15 protein-coding genes are annotated in these 18856 nt (G+C 59.4%); 2 read left to right on the top strand and 13 right to left on the bottom strand.

Annotated elements, in window-relative coordinates; translation table 11 throughout:
• The 11 genes from eprS to ACQ4MY_RS03110 form a co-directional block, all read right to left on the bottom strand.
• On the bottom strand, positions 1-2937 hold a 2937-nt coding region (gene eprS / locus ACQ4MY_RS03160; protein ID WP_440093674.1), incomplete at its 3' end, for an autotransporter serine peptidase EprS.
• A 74-nt stretch (positions 2938-3011) separates the two neighbouring features.
• Positions 3012-3227, bottom strand: coding sequence for a hypothetical protein (locus ACQ4MY_RS03155; RefSeq protein ID WP_440093672.1), 216 nt, complete (start codon positions 3225-3227; stop codon positions 3012-3014).
• A gap of 485 nt (positions 3228-3712) precedes the next feature.
• A complete protein-coding gene (locus ACQ4MY_RS03150) occupies positions 3713-5086 on the bottom strand; it encodes a TolC family outer membrane protein (RefSeq protein WP_008086515.1) in 1374 nt (457 codons plus the stop codon).
• 2 nt (positions 5087-5088) lie between these two features.
• A complete protein-coding gene (locus ACQ4MY_RS03145; protein WP_008086513.1) occupies positions 5089-6438 on the bottom strand; it encodes an HlyD family type I secretion periplasmic adaptor subunit in 1350 nt (449 codons plus the stop codon).
• Positions 6435-8210 (bottom strand): type I secretion system permease/ATPase, encoded by a 1776-nt coding sequence (locus ACQ4MY_RS03140; protein WP_201233341.1) that lies wholly within the window; start codon positions 8208-8210, stop codon positions 6435-6437. The genes ACQ4MY_RS03145 and ACQ4MY_RS03140 overlap by 4 nt, the downstream gene beginning before the upstream one ends.
• 210 nt (positions 8211-8420) lie before the next feature.
• Positions 8421-8843: an AprI/Inh family metalloprotease inhibitor gene (locus ACQ4MY_RS03135; protein WP_440093669.1), complete on the bottom strand. Its 423-nt coding sequence runs from the start codon at positions 8841-8843 to the stop codon at positions 8421-8423.
• A gap of 93 nt (positions 8844-8936) precedes the next feature.
• Positions 8937-10403, bottom strand: coding sequence for a serralysin family metalloprotease (locus tag ACQ4MY_RS03130; protein ID WP_440093667.1), 1467 nt, complete (start codon positions 10401-10403; stop codon positions 8937-8939).
• Positions 10404-10927: 524 nt separating this feature from the next.
• On the bottom strand, positions 10928-12013 hold the full coding sequence (locus ACQ4MY_RS03125; RefSeq protein WP_440093665.1) for a polyamine ABC transporter substrate-binding protein: 1086 nt from the start codon (positions 12011-12013) through the stop codon (positions 10928-10930).
• Between the two features lie 54 nt (positions 12014-12067).
• Positions 12068-12412 carry a cupin domain-containing protein gene (locus ACQ4MY_RS03120; protein WP_008086502.1) on the bottom strand — a complete coding sequence of 115 codons (345 nt, stop codon included), beginning with the start codon at positions 12410-12412 and terminating at the stop codon, positions 12068-12070.
• 30 nt (positions 12413-12442) lie between these two features.
• Entirely contained in the window at positions 12443-13849 is a 1407-nt protein-coding gene (locus ACQ4MY_RS03115) for an NAD(P)/FAD-dependent oxidoreductase (RefSeq protein ID WP_440093662.1), read from the bottom strand.
• A gap of 52 nt (positions 13850-13901) precedes the next feature.
• Positions 13902-14717, bottom strand: a complete 816-nt coding sequence (locus ACQ4MY_RS03110; RefSeq protein ID WP_440093660.1) for a helix-turn-helix domain-containing protein — start codon at positions 14715-14717, stop codon at positions 13902-13904.
• 263 nt (positions 14718-14980) lie between these two features.
• On the opposite strand from ACQ4MY_RS03110, the gene ACQ4MY_RS03105 reads away from it, so the two are divergent.
• Entirely contained in the window at positions 14981-15253 is a 273-nt protein-coding gene (locus ACQ4MY_RS03105) for a DUF1652 domain-containing protein (protein WP_008086496.1), read from the top strand.
• A 49-nt stretch (positions 15254-15302) separates the two neighbouring features.
• Here ACQ4MY_RS03105 and ACQ4MY_RS03100 read toward each other — a convergent pair whose 3' ends face one another.
• Complete coding sequence (locus ACQ4MY_RS03100; RefSeq protein WP_440093659.1) at positions 15303-17777, bottom strand: UvrD-helicase domain-containing protein; 2475 nt, start codon at positions 17775-17777, stop codon at positions 15303-15305.
• Between the two features lie 238 nt (positions 17778-18015).
• Here ACQ4MY_RS03100 and ACQ4MY_RS03095 point away from each other — a divergent pair, with 238 nt between their 5' ends.
• On the top strand, positions 18016-18711 hold the full coding sequence (locus tag ACQ4MY_RS03095; RefSeq protein WP_008086491.1) for a pirin family protein: 696 nt from the start codon (positions 18016-18018) through the stop codon (positions 18709-18711).
• Between the two features lie 44 nt (positions 18712-18755).
• Here ACQ4MY_RS03095 and ACQ4MY_RS03090 read toward each other — a convergent pair.
• Positions 18756-18856, bottom strand: a 101-nt coding sequence (locus tag ACQ4MY_RS03090; RefSeq protein WP_440094247.1) for an integrase core domain-containing protein, incomplete at its 5' end; no start/stop codon positions are given.

Here is an 18856-nt window from a genome sequence, read left to right as displayed (position 1 = left end):
GCTCAAGCCAACGCCATGCAGCTTCTCGCGATTGGCCAGTTGTCCGTTGTAATCAAGGTTCACCCGAACATCGCGGCTCAACGCCAGGCTCGCCTGCACGCCGACCAGCGCGGCGTCGCGCACCCGTGCCGAACTTTCCACCGAATAAGGCGTGCCAGCGCTGGCAAAACGCAGGTGCTGCTCAGCGTCGATATCGCTCAGGCTGTGCTGCCAGCCGAGATGGCCGCTGACATCCAGCGACTGCGCCGCCGACAGATTGAACGTCTTGATCGCCCGCACCCCGAGGGTGCTCAGCACCGCATCGCGCTGATCGCCGGAGCTTTTCAGCGCGGCAGCGTCGCCCTTCTCGGTGAAACCTTCCGTGTCGAGATGCACGTAGGCCAGGTTGGCGAACGGTTCCAGTGCCAGCGGTTGCAGGTGCAGCCGATACGCCGCCTCGGCAAAGACTTGCGTGGTGGCCGCGTCCACTTTGGCTTTCTGTTTGGCACTGACCTCGCCGTATTGCAGATCGCGTTTGACGTCGGCGCGATGCCAGCTGTACGCCGCACCGGTGCTCAAGCGCCAGGCGCCGATTTCATGGCCGGCGTAGGCGCCGAGGTGATAGCTGTCGACCTTGGCCGAGGAGTGCGTGCCCGAACCCATGCTCAACGAACTGTCGCTGTAGCCGGTGACCAGACCGATGCGCGTCTGCTCATCCAGCGCCCCGTCGACACCGGCCAACAGACCGCCAATCGAGGTGCTGTAACCCGCTGTGTCGTGGCCCGAATCGGTGCTGCCCCAGGCGCCGAGTGCCTTGACCCAGCCGTTGCCTTGCGCCGCACCGGCATCGTGCAAGCGCTCGCCCACGGCATCGCGTAATTGGCGGCTGTCGTTGTTCAGCACCGAGCCGAGCGCTGGGTAAATTTCCCCGCTGAGTTGCTGGAAGGCTTGTTGCGCGGACGCCGCCGAAGGCGACAGCAACAGGCTTTCATACACCGAGTTGCCGGCGCCCAAACCCTCGACAGCCGCCGCGACCGAACGTTGATTCGGCGTCTGGCCGACGCTGGCGAAGGACGTTGCGTTGCGTTCGATGTTGAGTTGAATGCCGTTGGCGGCATAATCGAGGCTGCCACCGATGAACAGGTAACTCGGCAGCACCGCACCAAACTGGCCCTGAACGCCAGCGGCTGCCTGCAGGATGTCGTACTGATGACCGAGCAGGCTCTGCACTTCAACGGTGCTGAGCAATGTCGGGCTGTTTTCCAGCGACAGGCTGACCGTGGCGCCGCTGATCGAGGCTGCGCCGCCGGCGACGATGCGGTCGCTGCGAGTGGGCGACAGCTCCACGGCGTAGATCGAGCCTGGGGCAAACGTCACGTCACCGGCCACCGCCAACGTGCCGATGGAATTGCCTGGCGCCACGCGACCGCCGCTGTTGGCGGTCAGTGCACCGATGCGTCCGGAGCCGCCAAGGGTACCGCTGTCGTTGACGGTGACTGCCGAGGCCAGCGAACCGTTCACCGTGAGCAGGCCGCCATTGATGGTGGTCGGGCCGCGATAAGTGTTGTCGCCGCTGAGGACCAGGTGCCCTGCTCCCGATTTGATCAGGCTGCCCTGATACAGCCGCCCCGCCGCTGCAGCCTCGCGGGCCATGCCGACTGCGTAATCGGTTTGATCCTGCTGACTGGCGCCAGCCGCCACACCGTTCTGCCAGCCTTTGTCTTGCAGCGTCTGCTGCCAGGCACTGTGTTCGGCTAGGTCTTCGCGTTGACGCTGGATCAGTGCCTTGTCGGAGATGTCATTGCTCCAGACGTCGCTTTGCCCAGCGCCCAGATTGGCGTCGAACGCACCGAGCAATTGCCCCGGCCCGCGCATCGCCCGGCTCAGGTTGGCCACGCCCCAGCCGACCCGCTCGGTCGGTGCATCGGTCACCGAGCCATCGAGTTGCGTGGCGGTGGTCAGCAGGGTTTCCAGCGCCTGCTGATTGTTCATGTACGGGTAGCGCTCCATCACCAGCGCCAGTGCGCCGGTCGCGTGGGGCGCCGACATCGAGGTGCCGGACTTGATCGCGTAACCGCCACCGGGAATGGTGCTGTCGATTTTCGCGCCGGGCGTGGTGATGCACCAATACTTGGCGATGCCACATTGGTTGTACTTCTGCTGATTACTTTGATCGAGCCCCGACACGGCCAGCCAGTGGCCTTCAATCTCCGGCTGAAAGTACGGCAGCGCCGAACGCACGCTGGCATTCGGGTAGCCGCTGTTGCCGGCGCTGAACACATTGATCACGCCGCGCTGCGAGGACACCTCGGCCGCCGCGTCGAGCCAGGTGCCCCGATTCCAATGCTGCGCATAGGCGGCATGCAGATCGGCCAGGGTGCGATAACTGACATCCGGCGGCTGACTGCCCCAGCTGTTGTTGATTGCGCGCACGCCGGCATCCGCCAGGGCGTTGTACGCGGCTTTGAAGTAGCGCGGATCGGGATTGGGGCCGAACAGAAAGCTGTCATTTTTATTGGTGTTGCCGACGTAGATCTGCGCGTTGTAGGCCACGCCGTGCATACCGCTGCCGTCGCGCGACGCGCCCATGGTGCCAACGACGTGAGTGCCGTGGGAGTCGTTGTTGGGGTTGAGCGTGCCATCGACATTGAACAATGAGCCGTCGACGTAGCCGCCGTTGGCCAGTACCGGGTGATAGCGGTCGGTGGCGAACTCGGGATGGGCCGCATCGAAACCAGAGTCGAGAGCGCCGATTTTCACGCCTTTGCCGGTGATGCCAGCGGCATAGGCCCGATCGGCCTGCATCCGGCTCAGCCCCCAGTCACGCAGGAACTCGGCGCTGCGCCAACTGGCGGAATCGCCGGGTTTGCCGGTCTCCAGGTACTGCGCCTGAGCGTGGGTTGTCGAAATCACAAGCAGCAGGGTGCCGACCGAAATCGGCTTGATGCGTACGTCCATGTTCACCACTCATTGTTTTTATGTGTTTAGCGTTGCTTCACCAGGGAAAACACTGTCCCCCGTGGCGAGGGGATTTATCCCCGATGGGGTGCGAAGCGCCCCCCAGCGGTCTCCCGGAAATAACCGCACTGCATGAATGTGCGACTGCTGCGCAGCCGATCGTGGATAAATCCCCTCGCCACAGGTCTGCGAAAAATATCAATTGGCGAGGGGGCCAAAGGTTTCGTGCCCTGCGCCAGAACCTGCTCGCTGAGGGTGCCGACCGAAATCGGCTTGATGCGTACGTCCATGTTCACCACTCATTGTTTTTATGTGTTTAGCGTTGCTTCACCAGGGAAACACTGTCCCCCGTGGCGAGGGGATTTATCCCCGATGGGGTGCGAAGCGCCCCCGGCGGTCTCCCGGAAATAACCGCGCCGCATGAATGTGCGACTGCTGCGCAGCCGATCGGGGATAAATCCCCTCACCACAGGTCTGCGCAAAATATCAATTGGCGCGGGGCCCAAAGGTTTCGTGACCTGCGCCCGATTCTGCTCGCTGAGGGTGCCGACCGAAATCGGCTTGATGCGTACGTCCATGTTCACCACTCATTGTTTTTATGTGTTTAGCGTTGCTTCACCAGGGAAACACTGTCCCCAGTGGCGAGGGGATTTATCCCCGATGGGGTGCGAAGCGCCCCCGGCGGTCTCCCGGAAATAACCGCACTGCATGAATGTGCGACTGCTGCGCAGCCGTTCGGGGATAAATCCCCTCGCCACAGGTCTGCGCAAAACCATCAATTGGCGCGGTGACCGGGGACGTGGCCAAAGGCTTCGTCGACCCGCGCCAGATCCTGTTCGCTCAAGGTGCCGGCGTAGTAATGCAACTTGGTCCAGGCCATCAAATAGTCGTACCGCGCCTGCGCCAGATCGCGCCGGGTGGTGAACAGTTGTTGCTCGGCGTTCAACGCATCGAGATTGGTCCGTTCACCGCCAAGAATGCTTTGCTTGGTCGATACCACCAACGCTTCGGCAGACGTCAGTGCCTTTTGATAAGCGCGCAATTTATTCACCCCCGACAGACACGCGCTGAACTGGCGACGCAGTTCAATCAAGGTCTCGCGGGTCTTGCCGTCGAGTTCGTACTCGGCCTGCTCCATGCTGCGGCTGGCTTGACGGGTCGACGCCGACACCCCGCCACCGGCGAACAGCGGCACGCTGACTTCGAGGCCAATCGTGTTGGTTTCGTAGCGCTGGTTGTAGGTGTTGCCGCTTTCCGATTCGTTCTGCCGCATCGAGGCATAGGCGTTGATTTTCGGCAGATGCCCGGCCCGATTGCGTTCCACTTCATACCGCGCCACTTCCACGGCCTGGCGCTGCGAGGCGAGATTGGGGTTATTGCTGATCGCCATCTCGTGCCAGGTGTCGAAGTTGGCGGGCTGTAAGGTAAACGTCTGGAAGTTCTGATCCAGCGGCACCAGATCGGTAATGTCTACGGCCGGGACGCCAACCAGTGCCCCCAGTTCGCGCAACGCGGCGTCTTGTTCATTACGCGCTTCGATCTCCTCGGCAGTCGCCAATTCATAGCGCGACTCCGCCTCAAGAATGTCGGTGCGGGTGCCCTCGCCCTGTTTGAACATGTGCTCGTTTTGCTGAAATTGTTGCTCGTAGGCCTTTTTCTTTGCCTGGGCGATGTCGATCTGATCCTGAGCAAACAAAGCCTTGGTGTAGTAGTCCAGCACGCGTACCAACAGCTCCTGGCTTTTGCCACGAAAGTTCTCGTCGGCGAACAGTGATTGCGCCACGCCCTTGCGATACGCCGCGTAGGCTTCGTAGTCGAGCAAGGGTTGTTGCAGAGTCAGCGCCGAGCCGTAGCTGCTGTAGTTGCGATCGTCGGTACGATTGCGCGCGCGTTCGTCCAGCGAAGTCGCTTTTGACGAGTTACGGCCCTTGTTGTAGGTGTAACCAAGCTTTGGCAACAACCCGGCGCGGCCAATGGCGCGATTCTCCAGACCGGCATCGCGCTCCTTGATCGCCCCGAGGAACACCGGGTCATTGCGCAGCGCCTGTTCGTAAATCTCGAACGGCCCCAGGGCCGCCACTGCTGAGTGACTCGCGAGCAGCATCATTGCCGCCGCGAGTATCGAAAGCTTTTTCATACAGCCGAACATCCTTATTCCTCGGTCAACGCGGAGCCTGCCCGGTCGAGCAGCGGTTTGAACAGATAGTTGAGGAGTGAACGTTCGCCGGTACGCACGAACATTTCTGCGGGCATGCCGGGCTTGATCACCAGGCCGTTGAGCTTCTCCATGGCCTGATCGCTGACGCTGCTGCGCAACACGTAATACGGCACGCCGGTTTTCTCATCGACCATCTGGTCGGCGGAAATCAGGCTGACTTCGCCCGGTACACGCGGGGTTTTGCTCTGGTTGAACGCGGTAAACAGGATGTCCACGGGCAGGTGCGTGCCGACTTTGTCGATCAGGTTGATCGGCAAGTGCCCTTCCACTTCCAGCGTGGTGCCTTGCGGCACGATCTCCAGCAGGGTTTCGCCCTGACGCACGACGGCGCCTTCAGTGTGGACGCCGAGATTGACCGCAACACCGTCGGCAGTGGCCATGATCTCGCTGTGTTGCAGGTCGAAACCGGCAGAAGTCAATTGCTCGGACAGGGTCACGCTTTTCAGCTGGGCATCGGCCAGCTGCGTACGCACTTCCTTCTGGTATTCCTCGCCATGCTGTTGCAGCTTCAGGCGCGATTCGAGGATGCCCTGCTCCACGCGGCCGCTTTCACCGGTGTTCTCGGCCAGTTGTTGCTGCACTTGCGACAGTTGGCGCTGGTATTCCATCAAGCGATTGCGCGGGATGTAGCCGTTGTCGGCCAGCGGTTGCAGGTTGCTCAGTTGTTGTTGCAGGGAGTCGGCCTGCGCATTCAGGTCGGTGCGCGCACGGCGCATGCCCGCCAGTTGCGCGGTGGCGCCCTCGATGCTGGCGCGCAAGGCTGCTTGTTCACGGTAGAACGCTTCGCGACGGCTGCTGAACAGTTGGCGCTGGCCTTCGAGCACGAGGGCCAAGCGCGGATCCGGATCGTTGCTCAGCTCAGGCGGAAAGGTCACCTGCTTGAGATTGTCACGTTCCGCCTGCCAGCGCGCCAGGCTCGCCCAGGCCATGCGGTATTGGGCTTGCAGCGATTGCACGTCGGCGGCGACTTGCGTCTGGTCGAGGCGGAACAGCGGCTGGCCCTGTTTCACGATCTCGCCTTCGCGCACCAGAATCCGGCTGACCACGCCGCTGCTCATCGATTGCACGGCTTTGCGTTTGCCCGAGACAACGACGGTGCCCTGCACCGGGATACCTTGATCGAGCGGCGCCAAAGCCGCCCAGGTGAAAAAACTGCCGGCGCCGACGATGGCCAGAATCCAGCCCATGCGTGCGAAGAACTTCGCATCGCGCTCCGGACGTTCGGTGAGGTAGGCGTGTTCCATGTTCGCTTCGTTTTCAGTGTTCATGCTGGCGCTGCTCATACACCCGAATTCCTTGTCGTGGGCTGATACTGCCGGCTCATGCTGAGCCCGCCCGGTGCTTGTGCAGGTTTTTCACGCTGTTGCTCTTGCTGGCCGGACAGTGCCTTGAGCACATCCTGGCTTGGGCCAAAGGCTTGCAGACGGCCGTCGTTGAGCACCAGCAGCTTGTCGGCCTGGGCCAGCACCGAGGAACGGTGCGTCACCAGCACCACGGTGGTGCCCTGAGCCTTGAGCGCGGCAATGGCGCTGGCCAACGCGGCTTCGCCGACGGTGTCGAGGTTGGAGTTCGGTTCATCCAGCACCACCAGGCTTGGCGTGCCATACATGGCCCGGGCCAGGGCCACGCGCTGCTTCTGGCCCCCGGACAAGCCGCTGCCGTCTTCACCCAATTGCGTGTCGTAGCCTTGCGGCAGACGCAGGATCATCTCGTGCACGCCGGCCTGTTGCGCGGCCGCCACGACTTTCTGCGGATCGGCCTCGCTGAAACGGGCGATGTTCTCGGCAATGCTGCCGCTGAACAGCTCAATGTCTTGTGGCAGGTAGCCGATGTACGGGCCGAGCTGGTCACGGTTCCAGCGGTGAATGTCGGCGCCGTCCAGACGCACGATGCCGCCGAGGGTTGGCCAGACGCCGACCAGCACTCGGGCCAAGGTCGATTTGCCCGAACCGGACGCGCCGAGTACGCCGAGCACTTCACCGGCGCCGAGATTGAAATTGACCATGTGCAAGGTCGCTGCGCGTTGCCCCGGCGGGCCGGCGCTGACTTGTTCGAACGTGATCTGGCCTTTCGGCGCCGGCAGCGCCATGGCCTCGTCGCTCGGCGGGAAGGCTTGCAGCAGCGCATCCAGACGGCGATAAGCCAGCTTCGCCCCGCTCCACTGCTTCCACACCGCGATCAACTGATCGATCGGGCTCAGCACTCGCCCCATCAGAATGGAACCGGCGATCATCATACCGGCGGTCATGTCGCCCTTGATCACCAACAACGCACCCAGGCCCAGCACCAGCGATTGCAGGCACAGACGCAGGGTTTTACTCAGCGAGCTGATCACCGCGCCGGTGTCGCTGGCCTGATTCTGCAGCCCGAGAAAGCGCGAATGCACCTGAAACCAGCGCTTGCGCAGCGAACCGAGCATGCCCATCGCTTGAATGGTTTCGGCGTTGTGCAGGTGACTGGTGGCCAGTTGGCTGGATTTCTGCGAAAAACCGGCGGCATCGCCCAGCGGCTTTTTGGTCATGTATTCGTTGAGGCACGCCAGAGCGATCAACAGCAGTGCGCCGGCGGTGGCCAATACGCCCAGCCAGACGTTGAATAGATAGATGACGAACAGATAGACCGGGAACCACGGCGCATCGAAGAACGCGAACAGCGCAGGGCCGGTGACGAACTGGCGAATGTGCGTCAGATCGCCCAGCGATTGCCCGGCGTTGCCCTCGCCTTTGAACAGGTTGCGCTCGAACGCGGCCTGATAGACCCGCAGGTTGAAGCGCCGCTCCAACTGGCTGCCGATGCGGATTACGATAAAACTGCGAATCACCTCCAGCAGACCGATGAAGGCAAAGAATCCGACCACCATCAGCGACAGCATGGCCAGGGTGGTTTCGTTCTGTGACGACAACACCCGGTCGTAAACCTGAAGCATATAGATGGAGGGCACCAGCATCAGCACGTTAATCAGTGCGGTAAAACAGCCAACGCTGATCAGGATGCTTTTATAGTCACCCAATGCCTTGAATAAGGGAGCGGTGGCTGGGGCCTTCGCCATCTTCATTGATTATTCCTGAAAGAGTTATCCCGCCCATCTTTGGCGAGACTTCAATTAATTATCGGCGCATCGCCGGGACTTGCTGTTCAAGTGACCGCTTACACTTTCATAACAACTTCCACTGTTTATTGCGGTGCAGTTGTCGTCAAGCGCTTTGCTTATAACCACCTTGTGGCGCTTTATATTAAAAACTTGTCGCGAACACAGTCATCAGCGTTATGGCGTCGAGCGCTCAAGCGTAATCACCAGGCCCGACTTCAAAGTGGTCAGATAAAGCCCATCACGTTGTCGGCTGAAGAACTGGATTCTTGAACCTTCCTTGCCGGTGATCGACAGACCGTCAGGATCGGGAAACCAGCCGATCGGCACTTCTTCGAGCCACGCGCCCAGGCAGTCGGCACCCTTCCCCAGCACCTTGTCGGCCTGCAACTCGACGAGGCAAGTATTCGAAGGTTTGTCCTGCAGTTTTTGCGCCTGAGGGTCCTCGCCGCGCGTCGACAACGTTGCTTGCCATTGTCCGGCCAATACGGAAGGTTCTTCGAGCCTGAGGCTGCTTGCCATGCTGGTTGCTCCTGAAATCATGATGAACGCCGCCGAAAGCCACGCCATTGCCTTGTAGGTAAAAGCTTTATTGATCATGGGAATATTCGCTCCGGCGCGTAGCCTTGCCTACAGATTCAACCGATGCAAGTGAAGAAAGCGGCGCATCACGCGCCGCTTCCCACGGTTACATCACGCCACGATGTCGCTGGTCGCCGCCTGGCCCACGGTGCTGACAGCGAAGTCAGCCACGCCATGCCCGGAGAAGTCCACCGACAACAGGCTGTTGCCGCCCGACGAGGTCAGTACTGCATCGCCCGCAGCACCGGTGAAGGCGCTGACGAAGTGCAGGCCCGCCCCTTTGGTGATGCCGGTCAGGTCGATTTTGTCCAGACCGCTGACGAAATCGAGGATCTGATCGATCGCACCCGGCTTGGAGTCGGAACTGGCCGCGAACACGAACGTGTCCGAACCTGCACCGCCCCACAGCTTGTCGGCACCGCCAGCCCCGTAGAGGATGTCGTTGCCGGCACCGCCCTTGAGCTCGTTCGACACGTTGTTGCCGATCAGCAGGTCGTTGCCCGAACCGCCGATGGCGTTCTCGATGGTCACGCCTTTGGCGATCGAGACGTTACCCACCAGACCACCAACGTCGGAGAACGAGGCTTCGTTGAGGTTGATCTTCTGGTTCTGGGTGAAACCCGAGAAGTCGAAGGTGTCCTTGCCGCCCGCATCCCAGACCGAGAACACCAGCTTGTCGCTCGACGACGAGGCGCTGAGGAAATCGCGGCCGGCGTTGGAGTTGAAGCCGTAGGTGGTGTCACCGGTACGGGTGTTCATGTTGGCGCCGTAGAGCTTCTGGATAGCAGCGATATCGTCCATCAGCGGACCGGAGGAATAGGCTTCCACCCCGCCTTTGCTGAAGTTCTGGTTGGTATTGCTTTCGCTCCAGTAACTCATGACGCTGTAGCCGCGGGTGTCCTGGCCATAGGACGCGTCGTTGTAAGTCGGGTTGCCATTACCGGCGTTGTAGTCGCCAGGGTGAGCAAGGCCGAGGCTGTGACCGATCTCGTGAGTCAGGGTCTGACGACCGTAGTTGTTCAGATCCGGGTTTTTGTTTTGCGTGTAGCCACTGTTGATCAAGTACCACGAGGTACCGTCATAACCGTTGCCGGTGCCCGGCAGATAGGCGAACGCTGCCGCGCCATCCTGGCCGCCGCTGTAGTTGCCGAAGGTCATGTGGCCGTCGCCGCCCGAGGCTTTCTCGGTGAAGGTCACGTTGGCCACATCGGCCCAGGATTGCATGGCGAGCTTGGCCTGGGTCTGTTGTTGAGTACTGAACTGACTGAACCCGCTGATCCCGTGCTTGTTCATCGTGCTGGACGATGCCGAGGTCAGGAACGTGTAGGTGAGTTCGATCTTGCCGCTGCCATCCTTGTCCTGGTAGGCAGCGCCGTCGCGCAGCAACTGGGTTGCAGCCTGGTCGACGGAGAAGGAGGGTTTGCCATTGACCGTGAGGTTGCCGCCACGATCGTATTGATGGCTGAAGCTATTGATCTGGTTATACGCCGAGCTGGCTGCGGCCAGAGGTTGCGGCGCCGCGGACAGCTGGAAAGCCTGTTCGGCGGTATCAATAGCATTAGCTTTAACTTTCGACATAAACACACTTCCTTGTTTAGCAATGGAACAGTTTTTGTCCGATAGCGACAATCCCTGGCGAGATCGTCCTATCACTCGCCCAATGAAGGCATCAGAAACCTGACACAATTTGAAATCTGACGTCTAGCGTTTTTTTGAGATCAAATTGAACTGTTTGGTAAAACTGCCGTAAACAAAGCGTGTGGCGCCGAAAGATTGTTTGAAGTTGCTGACTTGCGTCTAATTGTCTGACGATTTTCTATTTAATTATTAAATATCGGTAAGTTGTTTTTTGTTAGATGCGTCTCACTTTTCTGCACTTTATCAGTGCAGTGCCAGTGTATTGATATCAACCCCTGCCCCCCCTAAAAACACAACTAAACTGTAGGAGCTGACGAGTGAAACGAGGCTGCGATCTTTTGATCTGGAAATTTTAAAATCAAAAGATCGCAGCCTCGTTTCACTCGTCAGCTCCTACAGGATTTCAGAATTTCAGGGTTTCAGGGTTTCAGGGTTTCAGGGTTTCAGGGTTTACCGGGGAATGCTCAGCTGCCAGTGCGAATTTTGTTCCACACCCGCGTCCGGATGCGGTCAATATTCAGCGGCATCGCCTCCAGCGCAAACAACTTGCCCATCATTTCCGGGCTCGGGTACACCTTGGTGTCGTTCTTGATCGCCGGGTCGATCAGGCTGTCGGCCTGTTCGTTACCGTTGGCGTAGTGCACGTAGTTGCTGATGCCGGCCATCACGTCCGGGCGCAGCAGGTAGTTCATGAACGCGTAACCGGCCTTCTCGTCCGGGGCGTCGACGGGCATGGCGACCATGTCGAACCAGATGGCGGCACCTTCCTTGGGAATGTTGTAACCGATGTCGACACCGTTCTTGGCTTCCTTGGCGCGGTTTTCCGCTTGCAGGATGTCGCCGGAGAAACCGACTGCCACGCAGATATCGCCGTTGGCCAGGTCGCTGGTGTATTTCGAGGAGTGGAAGTAGCTGACGTACGGCCGCACTTTCATCAGCAGCGCTTCGGCCTTCTTATAGTCCTCGGGATTTTTGCTGTGGTGCGGCAAGCCCAGATAGTTGAGCGCCGCCGGCAGCAATTCCGGGCCGTTGTCGAGGATCGCCACGCCGCACTTCTGCAGCTTTGCCATGTTCTCGGGTTTGAAGATCAGATCCCAGGAATCCACCGGCGCATCATCGCCCAGTACGGCTTTGACCTTGGCAATGTTGTAGCCGATGCCGGTGCTGCCCCACAGGTACGGGAAACCGTGTTCGTTGTTCGGATCATTGACCTGCAAGGCCTTGAGCAACACCGGGTTGAGATTCTTCCAGTTCGGCAACTGGCTCTTGTCGAGCTTCTTCAGCGCCCCGCCCTGGATCTGCCGGGCCATGAAGTGGTTGGACGGAAACACCACGTCGTAACCGGATTTGCCGGTCATCAGCTTGCCGTCGAGGGTTTCGTTGCTGTCGTAGACGTCATAGGTGACGCCGAAGCCGGTGTCCTTCTCGAAATTCTTGGTGGTGTCCGGCGCGATGTAATCGGACCAGTTGTAAACCTTCACCGTTTCCGCCGCTTGGGCGAAGGAAACGGCGAGCATCAGCGGTGCCAGAGCGAGGGTTTTGCGGATCATGGATCGATTCCTGTGTAGGTTTTTTTGTTGGCAGGCAATCAAAGGATCAAATAATCAGAAAATCAGCACGTAGGTCTTGCGCACGGTCTCTTGGATATCCCAGATACCGAGCGTGTTGGCTGGCAACATCAGTGCGTCGCCGCCTTGTATGTGCAGGGTTTCGCCACCGCCATCCGGGGTGAACGTGCAGCGCCCGGAGATGAAATGGCAAAACTCCTGCGCGGTGATCTGCCGACGCCAGCGCCCCGGGGTGCATTCCCAGACGCCGGTTTCGACGCCGTCATCGCGCTCGACGCTGGTGGTCGAGGCGATCGCGACCGGCTCGCCGAGTGGCACGGCGACCGGGTTGGATTCGTCGAGTTGCAAGGTTGCGGTGTTCTTGAACTGGGTAATGCTCATGGTCTGACCTGTCTTTTGAAGAGAACGGCGTTAGTGCATGAAACCTTCCATGAAACCCGCGACCTGGCTGGCGAGCTTGCGCCGCCATGGCGCCGTCGCCGGGTTGGCCAGGGTCTGGTCTTCATGGACAAAACTTTTGATGATTGCGTTGTAACCGAGCCAGCGACACGGCTCCGGCTCCCAGGCGCGCAGTGCATGAATGCCGCCGTTCGGCAGTACCCACGGTTGATGTACCAGTTCGGTATCGCGCTCAAGAATCAGATCGGCCAAGGTGCGTCCGCCGAGGTTGCTGGCGCCGACGCCCTCCCCGCCATAACCGCCGGACAGCGCGATGCCATTGGCGCGATCGCAGAGCATGTGCGGCTTGAAATGGCGCGACATACCGAGGTTGCCGCCCCAGGCGTGGGTGATCTGCACGTTTTTCAGTTGCGGGAACAGTTCGCCGAACAGATAGCGCCGCAGTTCGACCTCATCGCGGGTCAGATCAAAGTTGTGGCGCAACTTGCCGGCGAACTGATAACCGCCACGGGCGCCGAAGATCAGGCGGTTGTCGGCGCTGCGCTGGCCATAAGTGACCTGACGGCTGAATTCGCTGAAGGCCTGGCCGCGATTGAGGCCGATTTCATCCCAGGTGGCGGCGGACAACGGTTCGGTGGCGACGATCAGGCTTTGCACCGGCAACTGATAGCGACCCAGCGGCGGCAACGTTACCGAATAGCCTTCCACCGCCGGCACGATCCAGCGGCTGCGCACGCTGGCCTTGGCCGTGCGCAAGCTGCCGGATTGCCAGTGGGTGACCGGACTGTTCTCGTAGATCTTCACGCCCATGTTCTGCACGGTACGCGCCAGGCCGCGCACCAGTTTGGCAGGGTGAATGGTCGCGACGTGCGGTGCGAAGATGCCGCCGTAGGGTTTGGCGATACGGATCTGCTGCGCGAGTTGCTCAGGGCTGAGCCAGCGGTAATCGTTGTCGGTCAGACCCTGGCTGTGCAACTTGGCGAGGTATTCACGCAACGTCGCCTCTTGCTCCGGGTAGCGTGCTGCGCAGTAAAGCACCCCGCCCTTGCGATAATCGCAGTCGATCCCTTCCCGTTCGAGGACAACTTCCACTTCATCAGGAATGCTGTGCAGCAGGTCGAATGAAGCGCGGCGCTGTTGCGGCGACAGACCGGCCAGCAGTCGATCTTCACCGAGCAGATTGCCCATCAGCCAACCGCCATTACGACCGGACGCACCAAACCCGGCGGTTTGCGCCTCGACGATGGCGATGTCCAGGCCCGGAGCCAGCTTCTTCAGGTAGTAGGCCGTCCACAACCCGGTGTACCCGGCGCCGATAATTGCCACGTCGACATCCAGGTCCCGCTCAAGCTCGGGCCGCGCGGTCAGCGGCTCGTCGAGTTGATCCATCCACAAACTGATAGTGCGCCACGCCGGCATGCAAGACTCCGCCACTGAAAACCTTCGATGGCGTCGATCCTAGTGGCTGTCCTCAGGACAAGTCTTGCGCGCGTGTCCGCAAAGAAATTTGTTTCGTGTAAGCCTTCGGCGATTGCCCGGTGTGTTGGCGGAAGCAACTGTAAAACGCCGACAGCGAATTGAACCCGGCAGCGAACGCCAGTTCATCGATGCGCACTGGCGGCGCGGCGTGTTCCAGTGAGCGCAGCAAATGCTGCAGGCGTGCCTGATTGACGTAGCGATAGAAGCTTTGCCCGAGCACTTGGTTGAGCAGGTAGGAAATCTGATTGCGACTGTACCCGCACTCCTTCGCCACCCGTTGCAGGTCGAGCTCGGGGTCCAGATAGGGCTGCTGTTTTTCGAAGTACTGCTGCAAGTCGTCGGCCATGAAGCTCAATTGCCGGGGCGACAAGCCCAGGCGACTCACCGCTGGGCGCTGGCTTGATGAGGTGGCGCCACTGGATTGCGTGCGCACCAGCGAGGCGTATTCGTTGACGCGCCAGATCAGCCCGTCCTTGACCGTGATCGCTTCGCTGGAGCGAAACGACACCAGGCCGTCGCCACCGCGCAGAGTCACTTCGTATTGAATGAACGCGGTGCTGCCGTCGACGCGAATGCGGTCGCAATGCTCAAGCAGTTCGTCGGATTCACGCGGCATGCTGACGCGCACGTACTCGCGCAACTCGTCGAGACCGAGCACCCGATTCTGAAAAAAATCGTTGTATTGAATGTCCGGGTGATACAGCGCCATCACGGCGTCCAGATCGCGGTGTTTCCAGCTCAGGTGATAGCGCATGACCGTGGCGGCCGTTGCCTGGGTCTGTTCCGGGCCGTCGTCGTCGGCGTGCATAAAAGGCTCGGCGAAAAAGAATCGAGCTTGCCCAAGTTCGGCACAGGCTTCAATGACTAATCCGTAGTGGCACTTTGGCGATGATTGCGTAGGCCGTGACTTACATCAAAAAATGCGAAGCAATCGCAAAATGAACTGAAAAATCTCACAGGAGATTCACACGCGGATGCTACTTTTAATGTCAGTCACCGGTTGAGCCAATGAAGGCTCTTCCCACCTAACATGAGCAAAAGGAATCGCTCGATGAAGAAGGCGGGCAACACATGAACAAAGGGTCAAGCAAAGTCACGTTCCCCAACGCCTGCCAGCTGATGCGCTGGCATTTTCATCCCATGGGTTTCGAGGCGACGATGGATGCACCGGGCAGCATGATTGCCCGACTGTTTGATCGCGCCAGTGGCGAAACCATGATCGCCATCGCCGGCATCCCGTGTGCCACGGTGATGAATGCGGCGGATGTCGAGCGAATTATCGAGGCGGTGGAGGATGAGCTGGAGGCTTTCGTACCTCCAGAATTGCTCAGGAGTTATGCATAACATCATGATTTAAAACGAAAAGCCCGCAGCGATGCGGGCTTTTTTGTACTTAGGCGATTTTCTTCGCTGGCCGGTGATCGGCAAAAAATGCCTTGCCCGCAGCGACACGATCAGATGCCCTAGGCATGTTCACTGCCTGATTTTCCTGCGGCTCGACGTACCAGTAGCAATGGCTGACCGCCCGGGTAATGCCGACGTACGCCAGGCGCAGGATTTCGTCCTTTTGTGCGCTGTCGTACGGCTCGCTGTCGCCACTTTTGCCCAAGCCGGCCATGCGATAGACCTGATTCTTGTACGGCGAGCTGGTCAGGTGCTGGCAATCGCCGAGCAGGAACACCGCATCGGCCTGCAGGCCCTTGGCACTGTGATACGTCAGTTGCTTCAGTCGTCGGGCCTCATAAGGCAAGCTCGAATCTACATTAACTACTGACTGAATATGCTGCTCAATCAATAACTTATCGCTACTTTTTCGATACAGCATCAAGATTGAATCACCCTGACGATAGTGCTCGGCAAGGCGCTCGCCCAAGGCCCGATCGTCGCGTTCCAGCACCTTGACGGGCTGCAAAGGCTTCGGCTCGCCACTGGCCTTGGCTTTTTTGCCAGCAATTGCCGGTGCGGCGCGAACGATATGCTCAGCAGCGTCAATGATGTGCTGATGGCTGCGGTAGTTGTCGCTGAGCATCACCCGCGTGGTGCTTGGCGAAGGGAACTCCTTGTTGAATTCCATGAAGTAACTGGGAGAACTGCCACGCCAGCCGTAAATCGACTGCCAGTCATCTCCCACGCAAAGCAATGACGAGCGCTGAGCGCCCCGGCCGACATGCATGGCCGGCCCGCGACTGCGGATTTCAGTCAGGCTGGCGCGAATCCACGAGACGATCTGCGGCGATACGTCCTGAAATTCATCGATCATTAGATGCGACATCGGCCGCAGCAACTCATCGCTGACCAGTTTGAGGTTCTCTGGCGAATGTTCGCTGAACAGCGCGAACATTCGGTTGTAGGTCATCACGGGGGGCTTCTGGTCGAGCAAATGATCTTCAAACGCACGCCAGAACAGGCTCAGCGCTTCAAAGAAGAACCGATCCGGATCATCCTTGGCAAAGCTCATTCGCCCGACGGCGTCCGGAACGTCCAGCCCCAGGTTCTCGATAAAGCCTGCCGCAGCGACAAAACAGTCGAGTAACGGCGCAGACGCCAACTCGCCTTTGACCTTGTAATCGAAGCCAGGCCCTGCAGTCGCGTCACCTGCCAACGTCGCCAATACGCGTTTGGAAGATTCGTAAGAATCCAACCATATCAATGGCTTACGACAGAAAGCTTGAAACAGGGTGCGTTTTACCGCCCACTCCGCGCGCACTGAAAGTTTGGCGTTAGGGCGACAGATTTGCGGGCTTTCCTGCGAATCAAAACCGAGCACCACCCAGGCATCCAGACTTGGGATATAGCCATGGCTGTGGAATGTCGCGCCATTGATGTCGAAACTCTGGCGCTTGGGCTCGATGCCCTTGATCGGCCAGGCACCGGCACGCAACCACAGGTCTTCAATGGCGTCGCACAATTCTTCATCACGCTTGGCCGCCAGTTCGGTCACGGCCATGCGCTTCTGCACGTCGGGATGCTCGCGCTCAAGCTCCTTGAGTTGCAAGCCGGCGCGCGACAACGGCTGAATCAACTGGCGGAAACGCTCGTCCTCGTTGAACAAGCGGTGATAACAGGCGTTGAGTTGCTGACGTTGGGCGTCGTTGATGCGCAGGTCAAACGGATTGCTGTCGACGTCTTCATCACTGCCCTGCACGCGGTGGCTGAGGTTTTCAAACGCCTGCAAACGTTCGAATCCCGGCAGGCTGCGCACCATCGGCAGGATGCGCGAATGGAACGTGCGCACCAGTTCCCGCGCCTGCTTGAGGCCCAATGGCTGCCCCCAGAGCGTGAATAGTTCGATCAGTTTATTGATGAAATCCTTGCGCGATTCGCGGGTGAACGTCACCACGGTGAGCGAATCGAGTTCAAACCCCAGATAGTGGTTCAGTAACAGAATGCGCAAGACCAGCGTGGTCGACTTGCCGGCGCCGGCGCCAGCAACCACTGACGTCGATGGCGTGTCGCTGAAAATCATCTTCCATTGCGCGGCGCTAGGCTGCGCGTGCTCGGGTAGCAAACGGGCGACATCAGCCTTGATACGCTTCTTGAGTTCAGCGGTCAGCGGCAGCCGCCAGTCGTCGAACAAATGATTATCGACACTCGGTGGACGATGTTCGGTGCTGCGGCTGTCGCGGATCAGCAGGACTTGCCGCCCTTCTTCCAGGCCTTCGAGCTTGCCTTCATTAAAACCGTACTCGACGCCTGCGGTGTGACCACTGCGAAAACCATCAGCCTGGCCATGCAACCACGACGCGCGATGCTGCGCACGCAGGCGCGTCAGGCCATGGCCAAAGAACCGCGCGGCCAAGCGTTTGAACCACGGCATTTCAGCCAGTGGACGAAGTTCGGGAGGAAGATCGGGGATGTGTTGCACCACGCTGAGGGGCTCCAGGGTGTGAGGCTGTCGAGGGCTATGGTGTCTGTATTTGCCGCGCAGTTCTAGCGAAATGCTTTCATGTCATTGGTTTAGGCGATGAATTGAAGGTGAGTTGAAGCAATTTGCAACCTTCATTCAATCGATTAATTCGATCCTGATGCCGCACTTTTTACGCTTTTTATCGATGCTTTCCTGATAGATGATCAGCGCCATAAACCACCGGTTTCAGGAGACGATCATGCTTGAACTCAGACCTTTCAGCTCGCTGGGCGGTGCCCATCATGGCTGGCTGGATGCCCACCATCACTTTTCGTTCGCCGAGTATTACGATCCGCACCGTATGAGCTGGGGCAACCTGCGGGTGTGGAACGACGACATCATTGCCGCCGGCACGGGCTTCCCGCAGCACCCGCACCGCGACATGGAAATCATCACCTATGTGCGTGAAGGCGCAATTACTCACCAGGACAACCTCGGCAACAAGGGTCGCACCGAAGCTGGCGACGTCCAGGTAATGAGCGCTGGCACGGGTATCGCGCACAGCGAATACAACCTGGAAGCCAAAGACACCAAGATCTTTCAGATCTGGATCCTGCCGACTGAAACCGGCGCACCGCCGTCGTGGGGTGCCAAGCCATTCCCCAAAGGTCAGCGTGAAGGCTTTGTGACGCTGGCGAGTGGCAAGGACGGTGATGACCAGAGTTTGCGCATTCGTGCCGATGCACGCTTGGTCGCAGCGAACATCAAGGCTGGGGAAACGGCCGAATACCGACTCGATGAAGGACGTCGGGCCTATCTGGTGCCGGCAACCGGAGTGATTGAGGTCAATGGTTTGCGTGCACAAGCTCGAGACGGCGTGGCGGTTGCCGATGAGCAGGTGTTGACGGTCACGGCGATTGAAGACAGTGAGATCGTGCTGGTCGATCTGGCTTGAGTGGCAGTGTCTAGTCCTGAAATAGGTTTACACCTGTTTCAGTCTCAAAACGCCCGATGCACCGCATTGGGCGTTTTGTATTTCAGCGACAGATGAGGTCGCTCGTTGTTATAGATCTGCACCGACTCGTCCACCATCCGGATGG

Source organism: Pseudomonas sp. SM4 (genome assembly GCF_051913165.1).
In the GTDB taxonomy this organism is placed as follows: Bacteria; Pseudomonadota; Gammaproteobacteria; order Pseudomonadales; family Pseudomonadaceae; genus Aquipseudomonas.
This window is presented reverse-complemented; position numbering and strand designations above follow the sequence as displayed.